Annotated in this window: 15 protein-coding genes; 8 read left to right on the top strand and 7 right to left on the bottom strand. The window is 47.2% G+C overall.

The features are described from left to right. The first annotated feature begins 228 nt into the window (after nt 1-228). Nucleotides 229-1,029 carry a peroxide stress protein YaaA gene (gene yaaA / locus R0I52_RS08950; RefSeq protein WP_317054023.1) on the top strand — a complete coding sequence of 267 codons (801 nt, stop codon included), beginning with the start codon at nt 229-231 and terminating at the stop codon, nt 1,027-1,029. Between the two features lie 272 nt (nt 1,030-1,301). On the opposite strand, the gene groL is transcribed toward yaaA, so the two are convergent. Next, nucleotides 1,302-2,954: a chaperonin GroEL gene (gene groL, locus R0I52_RS08945; RefSeq protein WP_317054022.1), complete on the bottom strand. Its 1,653-nt coding sequence runs from the start codon at nt 2,952-2,954 to the stop codon at nt 1,302-1,304. Nucleotides 2,955-3,116: 162 nt separating this feature from the next. After that, entirely contained in the window at nt 3,117-3,407 is a 291-nt protein-coding gene (locus R0I52_RS08940) for a co-chaperone GroES (RefSeq protein WP_075102316.1), read from the bottom strand. Nucleotides 3,408-3,865: 458 nt separating this feature from the next. Here R0I52_RS08940 and R0I52_RS08935 point away from each other — a divergent pair, with 458 nt between their 5' ends. Then, nucleotides 3,866-4,618 carry a DUF3108 domain-containing protein gene (locus tag R0I52_RS08935; protein WP_317054021.1) on the top strand — a complete coding sequence of 251 codons (753 nt, stop codon included), beginning with the start codon at nt 3,866-3,868 and terminating at the stop codon, nt 4,616-4,618. Between the two features lie 135 nt (nt 4,619-4,753). On the opposite strand, the gene R0I52_RS08930 is transcribed toward R0I52_RS08935, so the two are convergent. Both R0I52_RS08930 and wrbA read right to left on the bottom strand, forming a co-directional pair. After that, nucleotides 4,754-5,242: a hypothetical protein gene (locus tag R0I52_RS08930; protein ID WP_317054020.1), complete on the bottom strand. Its 489-nt coding sequence runs from the start codon at nt 5,240-5,242 to the stop codon at nt 4,754-4,756. A 91-nt stretch (nt 5,243-5,333) separates the two neighbouring features. Beyond that, the gene (wrbA, locus tag R0I52_RS08925; protein ID WP_207969307.1) at nt 5,334-5,951 is read right to left on the bottom strand and encodes an NAD(P)H:quinone oxidoreductase; all 618 of its coding nucleotides are present in this window, start codon (nt 5,949-5,951) and stop codon (nt 5,334-5,336) included. A gap of 282 nt (nt 5,952-6,233) precedes the next feature. Here wrbA and R0I52_RS08920 point away from each other — a divergent pair, with 282 nt between their 5' ends. The 4 genes from R0I52_RS08920 to R0I52_RS08905 all read left to right on the top strand — a co-directional run bounded on the left by R0I52_RS08920 (nt 6,234) and on the right by R0I52_RS08905 (nt 14,188). Continuing rightward, entirely contained in the window at nt 6,234-7,805 is a 1,572-nt protein-coding gene (locus R0I52_RS08920; protein ID WP_317054019.1) for a YihY/virulence factor BrkB family protein, read from the top strand. A 167-nt stretch (nt 7,806-7,972) separates the two neighbouring features. After that, nucleotides 7,973-10,972, top strand: a complete 3,000-nt coding sequence (locus tag R0I52_RS08915; protein ID WP_317054018.1) for a M66 family metalloprotease — start codon at nt 7,973-7,975, stop codon at nt 10,970-10,972. A 303-nt stretch (nt 10,973-11,275) separates the two neighbouring features. After that, nucleotides 11,276-12,865 (top strand): DUF2254 domain-containing protein, encoded by a 1,590-nt coding sequence (locus R0I52_RS08910; protein WP_317054017.1) that lies wholly within the window; start codon nt 11,276-11,278, stop codon nt 12,863-12,865. A 48-nt stretch (nt 12,866-12,913) separates the two neighbouring features. Beyond that, nucleotides 12,914-14,188, top strand: coding sequence for a sodium:proton antiporter (locus R0I52_RS08905; protein WP_317054016.1), 1,275 nt, complete (start codon nt 12,914-12,916; stop codon nt 14,186-14,188). Between the two features lie 265 nt (nt 14,189-14,453). Here R0I52_RS08905 and R0I52_RS08900 read toward each other — a convergent pair whose 3' ends face one another. From R0I52_RS08900 to R0I52_RS08890, 3 genes are read right to left on the bottom strand one after another with little or no spacing between them, the layout of a single operon-like run. Beyond that, on the bottom strand, nt 14,454-15,002 hold the full coding sequence (locus tag R0I52_RS08900) for a DUF2127 domain-containing protein (protein WP_317054015.1): 549 nt from the start codon (nt 15,000-15,002) through the stop codon (nt 14,454-14,456). Continuing rightward, entirely contained in the window at nt 14,995-16,206 is a 1,212-nt protein-coding gene (locus R0I52_RS08895; RefSeq protein WP_410524052.1) for a dihydroorotase, read from the bottom strand. The genes R0I52_RS08900 and R0I52_RS08895 overlap by 8 nt, the downstream gene beginning before the upstream one ends. Before the next feature lie 60 nt (nt 16,207-16,266). Continuing rightward, a complete protein-coding gene (locus tag R0I52_RS08890) occupies nt 16,267-17,340 on the bottom strand; it encodes an aspartate carbamoyltransferase catalytic subunit (RefSeq protein WP_317054014.1) in 1,074 nt (357 codons plus the stop codon). 394 nt (nt 17,341-17,734) lie between these two features. Between R0I52_RS08890 and R0I52_RS08885 the strand changes: the two genes are divergently transcribed. Together R0I52_RS08885 and R0I52_RS08880 are read left to right on the top strand one after the other, a co-directional pair. After that, a complete protein-coding gene (locus R0I52_RS08885) occupies nt 17,735-18,718 on the top strand; it encodes a class 1 fructose-bisphosphatase (protein WP_317054013.1) in 984 nt (327 codons plus the stop codon). A gap of 100 nt (nt 18,719-18,818) precedes the next feature. Continuing rightward, nucleotides 18,819-19,619: an RNA methyltransferase gene (locus R0I52_RS08880; RefSeq protein ID WP_317054012.1), complete on the top strand. Its 801-nt coding sequence runs from the start codon at nt 18,819-18,821 to the stop codon at nt 19,617-19,619. The last annotated feature ends 43 nt before the right edge of the window (nt 19,620-19,662 follow it).

Genomic DNA, 19,662 nt, shown 5'->3' with positions numbered 1-19,662 from the left:
TTTTATTGTTATATTAAAAACTTTTATTTTTCTACGAAAGCTAACCCCTTGCCAAATATAGCGTACTGGCCATCCTACCCTCCCTTCAAATGTTTATTATTATTCGATAAAGCAGCAAAACCTCTCCAACCATGACCTTAAATCACGTTAAAATTGCATATAAGGTATAATCAGAGCACTTGACACCGCGATGGATAAATCATTGACTTCACAGAATAAGGATTAGCCATGTATTTTTTACTCTCACCTGCCAAGTCTTTAAATGAGACAGACGATATCCCTGTCAATCTAGGCAACTACTATAGCCAGCCTGAGCTGATTGACCACGCACAGGCACTAATGAAAATACTAAAGACAAAAGAGCCGGTTGATTTGCAAGCGCTGATGAGTATCTCGGATGATCTGGCGCAGCTCAATGCGGCGCGCAACCAGCAGTGGCAATGGGATAATGACAAACCTTTTACCACCGAAAACGCCAAACCTGCCGCTTATCTCTTTGATGGCGATGTTTATACGGGTCTCGATATGTATGGTATGGACAAGGACACTGCCATCTACGTCAATGAGCATTTGGGTATTTTGTCGGGGCTGTATGGCGTATTAAAGCCGCTCGACTTAATTCAGCCGTACCGCTTAGAGATGGGCACTAAGCTAAAAAATGAGCGCGGAGACAACTTATACGAGTTTTGGGGCGAGGAAGTCACCAAGGTAATCAATGCGCGGCTGGCAAATAGCGAAGACAAGGTATTGATTAATTTAGCGTCTAATGAGTATTTTAAGTCGGTAAAAAAGAAAACGTTAAATGCTAAGGTTATCACGCCTAGATTTGAGGACGAAAAAAACGGCAACTATAAAGTAATTAGCTTTTATGCCAAAAAAGCCCGTGGATTGATGGTCAAATACGCCGCTGACAATAAGCTGACCAAGGCTGAGCAGTTAAAGCAGTTTGATTTGGCAGGATATTACTATGTCGATGAGCTGTCCGACGATAAGACGTGGACGTTTCGTCGTGATGAGGCAGATGCGTAATCTTTTAGCCAAAACATACTTATTTTATATAGAAACCCCCCGATAAGCTTAGCCTATCGGGGGTTTTGTTTGGGAAAACTGGAATAAAAACCGTCATCAAAAAAAGCCCTGCTATCTTAACGATAACAGAGCTCTTAATAGTCAAACAGACTTTATGATGTTAGTCATACTTCTAGCGAAAAGCGATTTGTCGAGGAAGACGAGCGAAAATAGTACCTATTGTACATTGAGCGCGTCTGACAAAGAGAAATCGCTTTGTAGCAGAAGTAGAATTACATCATGCCGCCCATTCCACCCATACCGCCCATTCCACCAGCAGCGCCGCCCATAGCAGCCATTGGGTCTTCTTTTTCTGGTAGATCGGTAATCATCGCTTCAGTTGTTAGCATGAGGCCAGCAACAGAGGCGGCGTTTTCTAGCGCTGAGCGTGATACTTTGGCAGGGTCAAGGATACCCATCTCTAGCATATCGCCATATTCGCCACTCGCAGCGTTGTAGCCATAGTTACCGCTACCGCCTTTCACTTCGTTGACGACTACTGACGCTTCTTCGCCTGCGTTGGTCACGATTTGACGTAGTGGTGCTTCCATCGCACGGCGTAGGATGTTGATACCTGCGTTTTGGTCGTCGTTGTCGCCAGTTAGGTCAGACAAGGCATTCATCGCACGCACTAACGCAACACCGCCACCAGGGACGACGCCTTCTTCAACCGCAGCGCGAGTGGCATGTAGCGCATCGTCAACGCGGTCTTTTTTCTCTTTCATTTCTGTTTCAGTAGCCGCGCCGACTTTGATAACTGCTACGCCGCCTGCCAGTTTGGCCACACGCTCTTGTAGCTTTTCTTTATCGTAGTCAGAGGTAGACTCTGCGATTTGACGGTTGATAGATTCAACGCGGTTATCGATGTCTGCTTTGTTACCAGCACCATCAACGATAACGGTGTTTTCTTTACCAACAGTGACTTTTTTCGCAGTACCCAATTGCTCTAGAGTCGCAGTCTCAAGGCTCAAACCAATCTCTTCAGAGATGACCGTACCGCCAGTGAGCGTTGCGATATCTTCTAGCATGGCCTTACGGCGATCGCCGAAACCTGGTGCTTTAACGGCACAAGTTTTTAGGCCGCCACGCATGTTGTTGACCACTAGCGTAGCCAATGCTTCGTTTTCTACGTCTTCAGCAATGATTAGCAATGGCTTGCTTTGCTGCATGACTTGCTCAAGCAATGGCACGATTTCACGGATGTTGCTGATTTTTTTGTCAACCAATAAGATATATGGGTTTTCAAATTCAGCAGTTAGGCTGTCTTGCTTGTTGGCAAAGTATGGGCTGATATAACCACGGTCAAACTGCATACCTTCAACCACTTCTAGGGTATCTTCAAAGCTTGAACCTTCTTCAACCGTGATAACGCCTTGCTTACCGACTTTTTCCATCGCTTGCGAGATCAGCTCACCGATTTTGGCGTCTGAGTTGGCAGAGATAGAACCTACTTGAGCGATTGCTTTGTGATCATCAGCTGGCGTAGATAGGTTATGAATCTCACTAACCGCTTCGCGTACCGCTTTGTCGATACCGCGCTTAAGATCCATTGGGTTCATGCCAGCAGCGACAGACTTCATGCCTTCTTGCAAAATTGATTGAGCAAGTACGGTTGCAGTCGTGGTACCGTCACCAGCGACATCGTTGGTACGGCTCGCGACTTCACGAACCAACTGCGCGCCCATATTTTCAAATTTGTTTTCAAGCTCGATCTCTTTGGCAACCGAAACACCGTCTTTAGTGATGGTTGGCGCGCCAAAAGACTTGTCGATCACCACGTTGCGACCTTTAGGGCCTAGCGTGACTTTCACGGCGTTTGCCAAAACGTTGACACCGTCCATCATTTGTTTACGAGCATCAATACCGAATTTTACATCTTTTGCCATGTTAACTTACTCCATTATTATAAATATAAAAATACATTCAAATGAGTCGATAGTGTATTGACCAGCTTGACGTCTTAAATGAGCGCCATTAGATTTAGATATAGGTCATTACAGACGTCTATGGTCAAAAATATGCTGAGTACTTAATCTTACTCAAAAGGACTAGCCTTCTAGCACACCCAACACATCAGACTCTTTCATAATAAGTAGTTCTTCGCCGTCAACTTTCACGGTTTGACCAGCATATTGACCGAACAAGACTTTGTCGCCAGCTTTTACATCTAACGCGCGAATGTCGCCATTGTCACGAATCTGACCATTGCCTGTTGCCAACACTTCACCTTGTGATGGTTTTTCTTGTGCCGAACCAGGTAGCAGGATACCACCAGCAGTCTTTTGCTCTTCTTCTACGCGGCGAACGACGATACGGTCATGTAAAGGACGAATGTTCATCGATATGACTCCAAAAGTTGGTTATAACGTTAAAGGGTTTATTTGAATTAATGGTCTCAAGACCAGTATCTATAAGAAATGTGACCAAAAAGTGACATCTCATAGATAAGCATTGAGCTTGTATCAAAAAGTGGGGGCAGGGGGTGTTTGGTTCAAGTGTAAAAACCAAAAATTTACAAGAATTTTTTATCCTGCTGTTATCCTAGCTATCAGGCAGCCTTATTAAGCAACTGAGTGGGCAGCGTTACTGGTTTTACAGCAAGTTACGTAAAGATAGGGCGATCGCGTGGCTAGCAACATTGGCTACAAGAGGCAAACGTCACTTGGGAGCGCCTGCCTTGAAAGTGTAACAGAGTATGACCATGATAGTCTCTGAGATCATAATAATAGCAATAAGTTACCACTGCTCAATTAGTGTTAAACAGACAGTGTTAAACAGAATTTATTAAGGACTATCTATGAGCTTTATATCTAAATCTAACATCAATAACCCTGCCCGCAGCAAGTCGACAGTATTATCCGCCTTCACCACAGGCGTGAGCATTGCTGCTATTGGAGCCTTGAGTATGACCGCACCCACCCTCGCCAGCGCCAAAACCGTCCAGCCCTCTAGTGCCAGTTATAGCTTTACGGTAGAAGACAAATACAAAGGCACCGCCATCCGTACGTTAGGAAAATCAGGCAATACTTGGAAGTACAATGTCAAAGCACGGGTGGCTGGTGTTGCCAATGCGTCGCAAAGCAGTACCTTTACCATCAAAGGCAGCAACGTCATTCCGACGCAGGCCAGCACCACTTATAAACTGCTGGGTCTTGGCCGTACGCACAAGCTAAGCTTTAACCCAAGCAGCAAAAAAGTCACCAGTACCTATAAAGGTAAAACCACGACCATGGATATGGCGCAGCAAGCCTTTGATGACTTAAGTCTTGAGGTACAAATTCGTCAAGATTTGCTAAACGGTAAGTTCTCTGGTAACTACTACATGGCCAAAAAAGACAAGGTAGAAAAAACGCCATTTAAAAAATCGGGCAATACCAAAATCACGGTGCCAGCCGGTACCTTTGATACTGTCCGTGTTGACCGTATTCATGACGACAATGACCGCTCAACCAGCTTTTGGTTAGCACCGAGCTTGGATTATTTGCCCATAAAAGTCAGTCAAACCAACGATGGTAAAAAGATGGACTTAGAGCTGACTAAGGTCAATTAAATTCCAGCTTATCGCTCACTTGACGTTGAGCGAGTCTTAAAAAAAAGCGGCGCTCTGCATGGGAGTGCCGCTTTTTTTATCCAATCTTTTTGTTATCTAAGATTTTTTATGCCAATAGCAAAGGTAAAAACCAATCTAGCGAGCGCGCGGCTTCTTGACGACATTATTCATCGATGGCAGGCGTTTTAGTAAAATAAACAGCCAAACATTGATAGCAAACAACAATACAAAATCAAACAAATATACCGCTATTTCCGCCCAGCTGCTGCCATACACGCGAGTAAACAGCACCACGCCACTTGCGCCCAAATATACTAGAGTAAACATACTACCGACCAATAACGCATAAGGCGAGCGCCCGCGCACGATCCATGGCGTCAAAATAAAGGCAGGTAGCAGCCACAAGGCTTGCCAGGCAATACCGCCTACAATATCAGGGTGACTGGCATTCAACACATTGATCAAGATAGGCAACCCAAGCAGTCTATATACCAACCAAATCAGCCACGTCATCATCAAGCGCTGACGCATGGGCGTAATAGGTTTTTGCGGTGTGGCCGCGCGCCCAGATTCTACAGCTGGCGCGTTGCTATGGGTGTCGCTATCAGAGTGGTTGGTAGCCATTAGAGATACAGGTTTCCTAATTCACAGCAGCGACGATTGGGGGCTACTGACAGTATAGTAAGAGATAAAGGTAGTAGAAGATAAAAGCCGTTTATCGTTGCCAATTGGCCTGCGCCAATGCGCGAGCACTAATCGCCAAACGCCGACCTTGAGCGATACCGAGCTCGCGCTCATCATCAGAGACTGGCTGATCATGCAATGCACCGCTTACATGACTGGCACCATAAGGCGTGCCGCCGCGATGCGTCCGATTCAGTGCAGGCTCAGCATACGGCACTCCAACGATGATCATACCGTGATGCATCAATGGCAACATCATCGTCAGCAATGTAGACTCTTGGCCACCATGCATCGAGCCTGTCGCCGTAAATACCGAAGCAGGCTTGTTTTGTAGATTGCCCGCTAGCCAGAGCGTGACCGTATTGTCCCAAAAGTATTTCATGGGCGCGGCCATATTGCCAAAGTGAGTGGGGCTACCGAGTGCAAGGCCGCTACAGTCTTTGAGATCGTCCATAGTGCAATACAGATCGCCCTCATCAGGAATCGCAGGTTTGCTGGACGTGGTCTCAGGCGCGACGGTCGGCACTGTACGGATGCGCGCTGTCATCCCAGCCTCTTCGATACCTTGAGCGATGGCGTATGCTAATGTCTTCGTCGTGCCATAATTTGAATAATAAAGCACCAAAACGTAAGGGTTGGCCTGACTCATTAACCGTCCTTCCTCATAAAATCATTGATATTATTATCTATGTGTCATTATTTATCGATCAATAACGATATCGCCCGCGATGGGCGATGCGATGATGTGCTCATTATGCCCCAGTCATTCACCGACATGCAAACCAGCTGACGACTATTTTACGACCACCTACTTCAGCTACGTGACGCCTTATCAAAGAGCAACTGTGCATTTTGACACAATTAAACGGCAGATGATAACGACGCATCTTTGTTACACTATTGTCTCTCTACTTCTTGCTAAACGGTCACTATGGAAAACTTAAGCAAAAGACTCCCATTTTTACATCAGCGTTGGTTCCAGTTTTTACGGTTTTTGACGCGGCACTTCTTTGAAGACAACTGCCAGCAAAAAGCCGCCTCCCTTACGTATACCACCATGCTGTCGATCGTACCTGTATTGACCGTTTTGCTCATGATACTGTCCTCTGTACCGGCACTGGCATCCGTCAGAGCGCAGATATACGAGGTAATCTATAGCAACTTATTGCCGCAATCGAGCATGCAAGTCAGTGAATATATCAATAGCTTCGCTGAAAAATCATCGAACCTCACCATCATCGGCGCCATGGTGTTATTTTTTACCACCATCATGACCTTGACCACCATTGAGCGTGCTTTTAATCAAATCTGGCGGGTGGAGAGCCGCTCAGGTGGTATAAAGAGTCTGCTGCGCTATTGGACGATTGTGACCTTGGGGCCTATGGTCTTGGGTACGGCGTTTATCGCTTCGAGCACAGTACAAAGCTTGAGTTTTTTAAATCGCCAAATAGCAGGCTACGGTATTGATTGGGGGTTTTGGGTACAAGTGGTGTCGGTTGGTATCACCATGGCCGGCTTTATAGGGATGTATTGGTTTATCCCCAAAGCCCGTGTGCCTGCAAAAAATGCAGCCATCGCTGGGGTCTTGGTGACGATTATCTTTGAGCTGATGAAGCATCTGTTTGGCACAGTGATGGCAAACTTTACCAGCTATGAAGCCATTTATGGCGCCTTTGCCGCCTTGCCTATCTTTTTGTTATGGATATATCTGTCTTGGAATTTGATTTTGTTAGGCGTTGAGATCAGCTATACCTTGACGATTTTTGAGACCGAAGAAGTCTACCCGCGCCATCCGCTGCTCAGCTTGCTCGATATGTTAAACCTCGTGTACACCCATCATCTAAAAGGTGAAGCGGTCAGTGAGCAAGCCCTGCGCAATGTGTTAGGACGCAAAGAGCTACCCAAATGGTACACCTATATCAACTACCTTCAAGACAGCAACCTCATCACCATGACCGAAGATGAGGATTATGTACTCAAAAAAGACTTGAGCAAGATGACATTGTGGGATTTTTATCGCACTCTGCCCTACCCTTTGCCGATCAAAGACGAACTCGATGAGATGAGAGTGGAAGAGCAAAAGCCATGGCTCAGCCTCCTAGTGGATCGATTTGAGCACACAGAAGCCTATGCCAAGCAGCAGCTAGATTTACCGTTGAATGTTATCTTTACCAACGCCGAACCGCGCAAAAGTTCTGACAATAAAGGCATGAATAAAAACACCCCACACCCTTTGTTTAAAAAACCTGAATTTAGAAAAACATCGCAAGCCGCTCCTAACAGCTCAGCCCAGCAGTCAGCCGACACAGCAGCGACCCCGCATTTTGATCCAGCCGCTTATGACAAGGACAGTAAGGTTGAATGTGATGCACATGATAATGAAATCATCATTCCTATAGACCCAAAAACGCCGCCGTCTCCACAAACCAGCAGATGGGGACACAAAAGCACAATCATCACCGAAGCAGACAACCCTAAACGTGGCTCTAATGATAAAAATTAGATTTGCTAAAATAGATAAAAGAAAGCTAATTGGAAACAAATAAACAAATGTAGTACAGTTCATTAATATAGCTGTTATATTCCCAGCAACACATTTGTTGGGGTATTCTTTTGACACATAGCACAGCATTTCCATTAAAGACCATAAGTATCGGCATCATCTCTATAATGTTATCTGCATGCGGTGAAGGTAATGATGACAACACACAGCCTGCACCATCTGATAAGCCGCCTGTTATGGTTCCGCCTGATACAAGTGAGCCGCTAACACCGCTTGAACCAAGTACGCCAATCAAACCTAGCGAGCCATTAACACCACTTGAGCCGAGTACGCCGATCAAACCTAGTGAGCCATTAACGCCGCTGGAACCAAGTACGCCGATCAAACCTAGCGTGCCATTAACACCACTTGAACCAAGTACGCCAATCAAACCTAGTGAGCCATTAACGCCGCTGGAACCAAGCACGCCGATCAAATATCCAGAACCACAAAAAGACCGCGCTGATTATTATCAATTAGGCTTCTTTGACTATAACGGTGCCGGTAAAACGCGAGAGATCCGTTCTGACTTGACTGGCTCATTCCAAGCCATGATTCAATTTGGGCAAAATCATACGGTAGACCCCCAAGGCAACGAAGCCAAAAACATGCCCCGCCTAACTGCAGAAAAAGAGGCGTTATTATTGGTCACGCCTACACTTGAGATGGGCGCGACCAATCAACTGATTGCTGAGATTTATCAAGATGGTCTGCTATTACGCAGGGTCAATTTAGACGACCCGACCCAAATCCCACCATCTGACCAAAACAACAGCGATGATAGACCACGGGTCGCCTATAGTAAGCGCGCTTGGTCAACCAAACTCAACTGGGATGAAGTACAAAGCGGCCTTAAGATTCGCATTGTCGATGAACAAAATCGTAGCGGTGAATTACTAGAAAATAAAATAGACTTTGCGGCGCCAGGTGAGCTGGTCTTAACCAACATTCGTCTTGGTCTTTTGAGCCCAGTGACTGTAAACAACAATGGTCATTATATGCTGCTACAGCCAGAAAAGGCGGGCGCAGATTATTTCCAAACCATTCCAGCAGCAAAGATGACCGTTGCTAAATACGATGACGTCGTGCTTGATCGGGTGATGGTAGCGAACGGTACTATTTATGATACGGCTTCAGGTAGCAGCTCAGATGGCAGCGTATACAGGGGTGATATGCGCGAAAACACAGGCAAATCAACCTTTGGCGTCGGTATTAACCTTGCCAACTGGGGCGTCACTAGCGCATCAATGTTAAGCCAAGAGCAGCCGCAGCTCACCCAAAATGTCAATGCGCACCACGCACGTGGCAAATACGCCAACGGTACATTCAACCACGGCTTGAGCGGTGGCAATGGTATGCTGACTTTGATTGACTCGGTCGGTAATGAGTTTAGTCATGAAATTGGCCATCATTATGGATTGGGGCATTATCCAGGTAAAGTTGGTGATAAAAAATTCTGGTCAGAGCACCATGCCGATAGTGGTTGGGGTTACATGCCCCTTAGAAATAGAATGCGTGGTAACTTTGAATGGTGGCGAAAAGACGTCGGTGCCGGTACTGAAGACTCACCTACTTTCTTAGGTCTATACAGCTATGGTCGTGACGCCATGTCTGGTGGCTCTAATAACAGTGACATCTCGCGCTATACTCATTACACCGGCTATAGTACAAAAACCAAAATCCAGCCAGCATTTGATCGTTATATGTTTGCCAGTGACTCACCGACGGGCTATAAAAAATGGGATGCTGAGCGTCAAAAAATGCAGATCGCACAACCAAAAGTACCACGATCTAATAATGTTTGGTACAACAGCGCCGATGGCAACTATTTAAGACCGCGTTTGCAAGGCGTGCCTGTTTATACTATTTTAGGCGGTTATGACCCTGTCACCCAAAAGGGTATTATCTATCCGGCAGCGCGTGGTAACTGGGGTAACGTCTTTGACTTACCGGCGGCGAGTAGTTCAGCTGACGTCGCTAGCTGCTGGCTGACCGTTACTTACAGTAACAACATGGTCAATAACATTGCCCTTGCCCCTCATCGCATGAATGGCAATAGCAATGCCAATAAATTTCACGTCAATTTAGCGATTTCTGAAAACCCTAGCAAAGTCGATTTGTATTGTAAAAAAGCCAACGAAGCACAGGTATTATTATCATCAACCGCTATTGGTCCATATAGCGACCCCATCAAGCCAGCCGTTACCTTTGGCAAAGAGCATGGCTTTAGCGCCTTAAGAAAGATCGAATTACCACTATTAGCGCGGCAACTTATCGATCAATCGGCCAACCCGACTATCAATTTGGACGCCGAGGGTGAGCTGATATACCACTCTTATAAAGATGATCGTGATGCGCTCAGTCAAGCACTCAGCCCGCTTGCCTTTCAGGTACTCGAGCGTTATGAGCAACAACAACAGACCATGTATCGCTTAAATCGTTGGGTCAATGTTTATCGTAATGATTTAGTCGAGGGCGGACCAGATGTCATCACTGCCTTTCATAAGTTCGTCAACGAATTAGAACTTCAAAACGATCAACCTCTAGCCCATGCCAGTCCACTCATGAATGGTAAAAACTGCCTTAAGGTTGAGACTTTAGAAGATGGTAAGCTCAATGCTTTTATCAGCGGACCAAGTGCTTGCACAGGAGATGACTCTGAGCAATGGATTCAAGACAGCAAAGGTCGTATCCACAATAAAATGGCACTAGATCAGTGCCTAATGCCGCAAGGTGGCAATGTCATTAACCTAGCCCCTTGTAATGATCAAGCAAGCTCGCAAGTTTGGCAAATGGATGTATCCGCCAATGCCATCAAGCAAGGCAATCAATGCTTTGACTTAGAAAATGGCTATTTGAATAATAATCGAGCACGCTTAATTCGTTATGGTTGTAATAATGGCGGTAATCAAAAATGGACGATGCTCACGCAAAACTCAAGCTTGATATTATCTAGCGCTGGCAAAAACCTACCACTGATAATAGATAGTATGCAAAAACAAGCAGTGACGACAGACACCATGCAAATGCAGTTGGCAAGTGCCAACAGTAATCATCAGCAACAACCCTCTACACTAGCGAGAGTAAGCAACGCGATAAGCACTTGGTTGTATAGTCTAATCAGCTAAATACATAATAATGTTAAAAATAAGCTCCTATGATAGGGGCTTATTTTTACTAAATTTTTCATCATTATTATTTATATGATAAGGTAATAAACAATCAAAAGATTACTTCAGTGACACGCTTAAATTTATCACCACTTTATTTTGAACCAGTTATAGGACGTAGACATAGCACGCAAGAAAAATGAATACCTATAGGACGGTACCTATTTTAAAATAGATTCACTATATACGATCTCGTCAGTCATTTTTGGAGCGCGAACATTGGACAAACACCCTGAAAGCGGCTTTTTTAAACGACTATTCATGTTTTCATTGCAGAGGATGAAGGCGTTTTCGCAGCTTTGGTCGTTACAGACATTGGCTGACCTGCCCGATCGTTTAAGAAACTTGTGGCAGGAGTTGATCGGCTCTTATTGGTTTATTCCGACTGCTTGCGTCATCGCCGGCATCTTACTGGCGCCAGTATTGGTGACGATAGATCAGCACTTTGACCGCGAGACCGTTCGAGAGATTACCTTTGCTTTTACGGGCGATGACGATGCGGCTCGCGCCATCATGACCTCGATTGCTGGCGCTGTATTGGGCGTTGCAGGTACGACGTTCTCAATTACTATCGCTGTCCTTTCGATGGCCTCCTCTCAGTTTGGCCCACGGCTATTACGCAACTTTTTGACAGACACACCAAATCAGTTTGTCTTAGGGGCGTTTATTGGCACCTTTAGCTATAGCTTGTTGGTACTCAAGTCGATTCATAAGTATGATGTGGCCTTTGGCGTACCGCAATTGGCGGTGACCTTTGGGATTATCATGGCGATCATCTGTGCGCTCTTATTGGTCTATTTTGTCCAGCACATGGTCCACGCTATTCAGGCCTCGCACGTCATTCAAAACGCCAGTAACGATGCCATTAATAATATTCACTACTGGTATGGCGATTATTGTGATATCCAGCATCAGCGCGATGTCGAGCAACACGATGTCGAGCAGTTTCGCTATTGGCAGGCAACGCCGATTTATCCGCCGCAATCGGGCTACCTGCAGCACATTTATTTGGAGTCATTAATCACCCTGACTCAAGAGTATGGCGGCGTGGTGCATCTACAGAGCAACCTCGGTGATTATGTCACTGACAAAAACGTCATTGGGCATTTTTATCAACGTCCGACAGACCATCCCAATAATCGGCAAAAAACCGCAACGCCGCAGTTGGCCGTGGTGCCTCGTGCCCCTGATGGTATGTTTTGGCAGCGCTTTGCCGGTTGTATTCGTATCGAGCAGCGACTGGCACACTCCAATGATATCGCCTATAGTCTGGGGCAGATGACCGAGATTGCGGTGCGCGCCCTCTCACCTGGTATCAATGACCCAAAAACAGCCGTCAACTGCGTACAATCGCTCACCAGTTGTCTGAGCATTATGATGCGTCGTCAGCCGCCCAGCCCCTATCATTTTTATGTACCTGCCGAGCACCGTGACAAACCGCCGCATACCACCATACCAAAACAAGTGGTGGCGCAGCAGCGCGTGGCTATCTTGGCCGTGGTGACTTATACGCCCAAAATATCAGAATTCATCAATACCTCACTTGGAGAGATTCGGCGCTATGCCGCAGCTGATGCCATGGTCCTAAAGGCGCTGGGTCAAGCGATGGTCAATCTCAACTATGCCTGTATCAATCAAGCACAGCAGCAGACCTTGCTGCATGAGCTACAGCTGATTGAGCGCGCAGGAGAAGAAAACCTAAGCTACCAAGAGCTTATCGATGACCTAAGCGCGATGTGCCAGCAAGCCAAAGCCTTTATTATTGATAAAAACTCGCAGCACCAACACTTTCACTATGTCAGTGACTTTGCCGCCAGCATTCGCCAAAGTCTACAGACGCACGCTAAATAATTTGTACTGATTGCTTTTACTACTTATCACTCATAAGAGACCTGTTTTATGGCATCTGCAACCAGCCTGACCATACTTGAGATCAGCGCTATCTTTTTATCGATTACTGCCCTGCTGACCTATGTCAATCATCGCTTTATCGGTCTGCCCACGACCATTGGAGTCATGGTCATCTCGATTGTCCTATCTATCGGTGCGATTTTTTTGGGATTTTTGGGGTTCGACCAGCTCATTGATTATGAAGTGAGCTTACTAGAGCAGCTAGATTTTACCGAGGTGCTATTGGACGGTATGCTCTCGATGCTTTTATTTGCAGGGGCGCTGCATGTCAATATCAGTGACTTAAAACGCTATCGACTGCCCATTGGTATTCTCGCCTGCGTGGGTACCCTAGTCTCGGCCCTGCTAATCGCCACTGCGCTCTACCTTATGTTGCCCTTCTTTGGATTTGGCTTGCCGTTTCTTTGGTGTTTGTTGTTTGGCGCTTTAATCTCGCCGACCGACCCTATCGCGGTGATGGGCATCTTATCATCCGCTGGCGCCCCAAAAAGCTTAGAGACCGTCATCGCAGGCGAGTCGTTGTTTAATGATGGTATCGGCGTCGTTATTTTTGTCCTGCTACTTGGTATTTTGTCCAGCGGCGATATCCCAACAGCCAACTATGTGGCCCATACCTTGGCCGTTGAGGCAGGCGGCGGCATTGTGTTTGGTCTGGTGCTTGGGGCGATTTTGTACTATATGCTAAAGAGCATTGATAGTTATCAAGAAGAGGTACTATTGACGCTGGCGGGGGTGATCGGCGGCTATGCGCTGGCCAGTCATTGGCATCTCTCAGGGCCACTGGCCATGGTCATGATGGGGCTGATGGTCGGTAATCGCGGACGAGCACTGGCGATGAGTGACAAAACACGGCACTATATCGATCTGTTTTGGGAGCTGATTGACGAGATTCTCAATGCGATTTTATTTGTCTTAATTGGACTTGAGGTGGTGATGATTGCATATTCTGGCAATCTGTTTATCGCTGCAGGTTTGACGATTGTTATTGCCTTGCTTGCCCGTTTTATCGTCGTCGGTATGACCACCAAGACCCTTCAGCGGCAGCTTGACTTGCCAACTGGGGCGTGGAAAGTACTGACATGGGGCGGACTGCGCGGCGGCATCTCGGTGGCGCTGGTGCTGCAGCTACCAACGGGCGCAGAGCGTGATATTTTACTGGCGCTCACGTATGCGGTGGTTATCTTCTCTATCTTGGTACAAGGCTTGAGCGTTGGTAAGGTCGCAAAAAGCATTGCGCCTGATAAACAGGCCGCCACGCTATAACTCGTTTAAAAGTCGTTTAGTCCTCTATTATCATCAAAAAAAGACCAGCATAAGCATTTATTGCTATGCTGGTCTGCTGCCCAGTCAATCCGATATAAAAACGATACCGTGAGATGAAACGTTGTTTTTCCTAGCCTCTGTCGGCGTAGGCACAGCACGCAAGAAAAGCAACGTTTTATTGAGCGACTTGATAGCCATGTATCTGCTTTATTTGGACTCGACTATGTTTGACGGTACTACTGAGTTGATGAGCTAAATAAAATCGCTATATCAACCCCTTTCGTTTCATATTGCGATAAACCACAAACACGATAACGATATTTGAGAGCAGTATCGCAAGCTTAAACCAATCAAACGGGTGGGCTAACAAATAGTAAATCTCGATAGGTATAAATATGCCATAGCCCAGCACGCCAAACCAATACGCCCATGTCTTATCTTGCCACAGGCCATACGCCTCCAAAAAACGCAAGCTGGCGTACGCAACGATCAGTAGCAAAAACACGGGCCAGTTTTTACTGGCCTGCTGGGCAATACGCACCGCACTTTCCATCTGCGGCGCTAGCAGCTGACCAAATCTTTGCTGCCAAGCGTCATTTGCATGGCTTAGCCAGTACTCAAGGCGTGCATGCCATGACCATAACGCCCCTGCGCCAAAAATAGCCCCCGCCCCTTTGACCACCTCATAGATGGCCACCGCTTTGATAGATTCACTGGCGGTGCTCGCCGGCTTGTGTGATCGGTTGGGCGCATGAGAAGAGCCATCCTCGACAGATGGCGGCAAACGATCATCTGATCGAGGCAAATTAGCCAAAGAAAGTCTCCACGACGCGGCCTTGCAACTGCTGGTTAAAGAATGGCGTGTTTTTGCCGTTTGAGAGCATAGATTCCTTGGTAACCTGCCATTTTAGCGCAGGATCGACCAATACCGCGCCACCGATGTGCTCATATTGCTCACTGATGCCTGCGATTTTGGCAGGATTGAGACAGATTTTATCTACCAGTTGCTCGAGCGTTAAAACCTCATCGTGTACCAACTGACAAGCCAGCGCCATAAAAGTATCAAAGTTTGAGATACCAGGGGTGCTCTCAGCAAACGGAGCTTTTTTGGCGGTGCTATTGAGTGGCTCATGATGGCTACAGATGGCATCGATGGTCCCGTCTTTTAGACCACGGCGGATGGCTTGCTGATCGGTATTACTACGCAGCGGCGGCAGCACATACGCTTGGGCGTTAAAACCTTCCAAATTATCATCGGTCAAATACAGCTGATGCATGGCCACATCACACGTGACAGGCAAGCCCTTATCTTTCGCCCAGCGCATCAGCTCAATCGAAGACTTGCAAGACAGCTGGCTAAAGTGGGCGGCAATGCCTGTTTCTTCCACCATCAGCAGCTGCGTAGACAAAGCGACTGTCTCAGCGATCCACGGAATACCTTGTAAGCCATGATAAGATGCAATATAGCCCTCATGTGCCACCCCTTCTCCCGCCAGACTTGGCTCATTGGGATAAAAGAATACCTTCATACCAAACGTGGCCGCGTACTCAAGCGTGCGTAGCAGCACCAGATCATTGCTAAAGGGTCTGCGAGCATTAGAAACTGCGATGCAGCCGCCTTTTTTTAAGCCAGCGATGTTAGAGGGGCGCTCACCTTCTAGACCTGCTGTCAATGCGCCTAAAATATGCAAATGAATGCCGCCATCGCTCAGCGCACGCTCGCGTAGGCCTTTTAATAATGAGCCGTTTTCTAAAATGGGGGTCGTGTCGGGCGGAATGACCACATGCAAAAAACCATTGCCACGCGCCGCCGACCCTTCTGACTGTAAGGTGCCATGCTGCTGCTGACCTGGCTCGCGCAAACGCGCGCACAGGTCGACCAATGGTGGGAGCAGCCACATCTCGCGCCCCGCCTCTAAGCTTGCGAGCTTGTCATAGACGGTGCTTGGTAATGATTGTTTGATGGCAGCCGGCAGGTGGTCAAATATCGGCGCATCTGTATTAAGTGTAGTAGACATGAGCGTTATTACCGTATCGATAAAATAAAAATAAAAAAGAGTAAAATAATCGTTTGGGCTTTATAGGCGAGACGCCTGATGGGCGCGCTGACCTTCCATGGCCAATGCCAACACCGCCATACGAATCGCAATACCATTATTCACCTGCTTTAAGATGACCGACTGAGCGCCATCAGCCACACTTGAGGCAATCTCTACTCCGCGGTTCATCGGCCCTGGGTGCATGACGAGGGCATCAGGCTTGGCCAATGCCACCCGCTCTGGGGTGATGCCATAATGTTTGTAATACTCGCTAGATGACGCCAGTAGCGGTGAGCCAATACGCTCATTTTGAATTCTCAAGCCCATGATGACATCACAATCACTGACGCACGCATTCATGTCTTCATAGACCTTGACACCATACCGCTCAATACCTTTGGGCAGTAGGGTACGCGGCGCGCAGACACGAATGTCTTTTACGCCTAAGGTCTGCAGCGCACTGATGTCCGAGCGAGCTACCCGAGAGTGTTTGATATCACCAATAATGGCTACTGATAGCGCCTCAAACGGCCGCGGTGCTTCGCGGTGAATCGTCAGCATATCGAGCATACCTTGAGTCGGATGCGCATGCCAGCCATCCCCACCATTGATGATAGCAATATCAGGCGTCACCTCTGTCGCCATAAAGTGCGCTGCACCCGAGGCCGAATGACGCACTACAAAGATATCTGCGGTCATGGCTTGCAGATTCCACAAGGTATCGCGTAGGCTCTCGCCTTTTTTGGTACTAGAGCGTTCGATATCGATATTGAGCACATTGGCACCCAGACGTTTTTCAGCCACCTCAAAGGTCGTACGGGTACGCGTCGATGGCTCAAAAAATAAGTTCATCACCGTATAGCCTTCAAGCTCAGGACGGTTAATCAGTTGTCCATTTTCGTCAAAAAAAGTCTCTGCTTTGGCGATGATTGCTTGCAGCTGAGCCTTATTGAGTCCCTCTACGCCCAAAAAGTGACGAATACTACTGTCTGCATTGAGCTGCGGACGACTCAATGAGGTGTTGAGCCTTTGATGAATGGTATTGGGGTCAAACTTGGCATAATCAGTGGGTGAGACCGACTGCGTTAAGGGGTTATCGATAGAGTTTGGCATAAGGACACGTCTTTATTGTGAGTTGATATGAGGCTATATGAGGGACTGTATAAGATACGACCACAATACACAGCCCGTCAGTCTTTATTGGCTTTTATTCGATCATTTGGTGCTGGCATGGGCAGACACGGGGACTTTTTAGCGCTTATTTGCTACAATTTACCCTAATGACACAAGCGTCTTATCGGTGAGATATCTTGTCACCTTTAGGACGCCGCCGAGTCAAACCATAAATCATTAACAATGCACATAGTGTAGCTGATTTTGTGGTCAGGACAAAGACGCGCTATCAGCTATTTCGAAATTTGCTTAGCCGTTGAGCGCTGGCCACGACATCTTTTTATCATGATCCGTTTTTTATTTTATCTCTTCATATAACTTATCAGGAAGCCTTATGAGCACCTTAGCAAATTATCTAGACACGCATGCTAAAGACCCTGCGCTTAGCGACGTAATCACCACCGTGACGGAGGTGGGCAAGACCATCTCTGGGCTGCTCAAAAAAGGCGCGCTCGCCGATATCTTGGGCGAAGTGGGCAATCAAAACGTCCAAGGCGAAGAGCAAAAAAAGCTAGACGTGCTGGCCAATGACTTACTACTGGACGCCTTAGCAAAAAATACTCACTGCGCAGGCGTCGCCTCAGAAGAATTAGATGATGCCACTCCTGCCAATGCGGATGGTAGCCTCTTGGTGTTATTTGACCCGCTCGATGGCTCATCAAACATCGACATCAACATGGCGGTTGGCACCATTTTTTCTATCTTACCGTATGAGCGCCAAGGGCAAACCAGCGAAAATAGTGACTTTTTGCAAGCGGGCAATCAGCAGCTAGCAGCAGGTTACTTGCTATATGGCACCTCTACAGTGCTGGCACTGACCATCGACGATAAGGTGGTGATGTTTAGCCTAGACCCAGACAGTGGCGACTATATTCTTATCAATGACCATGTGCAAATCGCCGCCGACACCAGCGAATATGCTATTAATGCTTCCAACTATCGCTACTGGCTGGCGCCGATGCAGCAATATATCGATGAGCTTATCGCGGGCAAGACGGGCGTTCGCGGCCGTGATTTTAATACGCGCTGGGTCGCTGCAATGGTCGGTGATGTTCATCGCATTTTATGCCGCGGCGGTCTCTTTACTTACCCATTCGACACCAAATACCCTAACAAGGCAGGTAAGCTGCGTTTGATGTATGAGGCCAATCCGATGAGCTTGCTGATTGAGCGGGCAGGCGGCGCGGCGACAGATGCCATCAACCGTATTTTGGATATCGAGCCGACTGACATTCACCAGCGTGTGCCCGTGGTATTAGGCAGCAAAAACGAAGTCAACTATGTCAAAGACTTGCACGTACAGCACGCTCACTCATAAGCTTGACCCATCGGTTTATCGCAATCAGGATAACGCTTATGTTGTTTAATCGCGCCTTATCCTGATTGCTCCACTTATATTTTTCTCTAAGCGATCTATTATGGTAGCAAACCCCACCGAGCTGATTACCTCAGATAAGAATAATACCGTCAAGCTGGTCAAAGGTTTGTTGACGCAAGCCCGCCAGCGCAAAAAACACAGCCAGACCGTGCTCGAAGGCGTACATTTAATTGATGCCGCCTTGCGTAGTGATTATCCATTTGCCCAAATCTTGCTGGCTGAATCAGCGCATACGCATCCTGAGGTTGGGCAACTATTGACACGTCTACCAAGTCATACGCCTATCATAACGCTATCAGATTCGCTGTACGAGAGTATTCGTAGTCTCGGTACGGGTATCGATATCATGGCGCTGATTACCATACCCATGCCCAGCTTACCGATGCTTGCAGAGGATTGTTTGATCCTCAATGACGTACAAGACAGCGGCAATGTAGGCACCTTGCTACGCACAGCGGCGGCCGTTGGTATCCCTCATATTTTATGCACCAGCGCGACGGCGCAGGCTTGGTCGCCTAAGACCTTACGAGCAGGTATGGGTGCTCAGTTTGCCCTAAATATATATGAAGGCTTAAGTATTCAAGACATCTTAGATCATGTGCAAGCGCCGTTATTTGCCACCAGCTCCCACACTGATACGCTTATCTATCAGCACGATTTGACCCAGCCTATTGCTTGGATTATGGGTCATGAGGGTCAAGGGGTGTCTGCTGAGCTAGTGCAATGCGCCACGCCCATTGCCCTACCACAGCCCAATGGTCAAGAAAGCCTCAACGTCGCCATCGCAGGTTCCCTATGTCTATATGAGACATTGCGCCAACGAAAATACGCTACCCTTTAGCGCACCTTCCTTTGTGCTAAAACGCTTGCCTCAGCTTTCGAGA

The organism is Psychrobacter sp. CAM01, from assembly GCF_032842965.1.
Taxonomy (GTDB): Bacteria; Pseudomonadota; Gammaproteobacteria; order Pseudomonadales; family Moraxellaceae; genus Psychrobacter; species Psychrobacter celer.
This window is presented reverse-complemented; position numbering and strand designations above follow the sequence as displayed.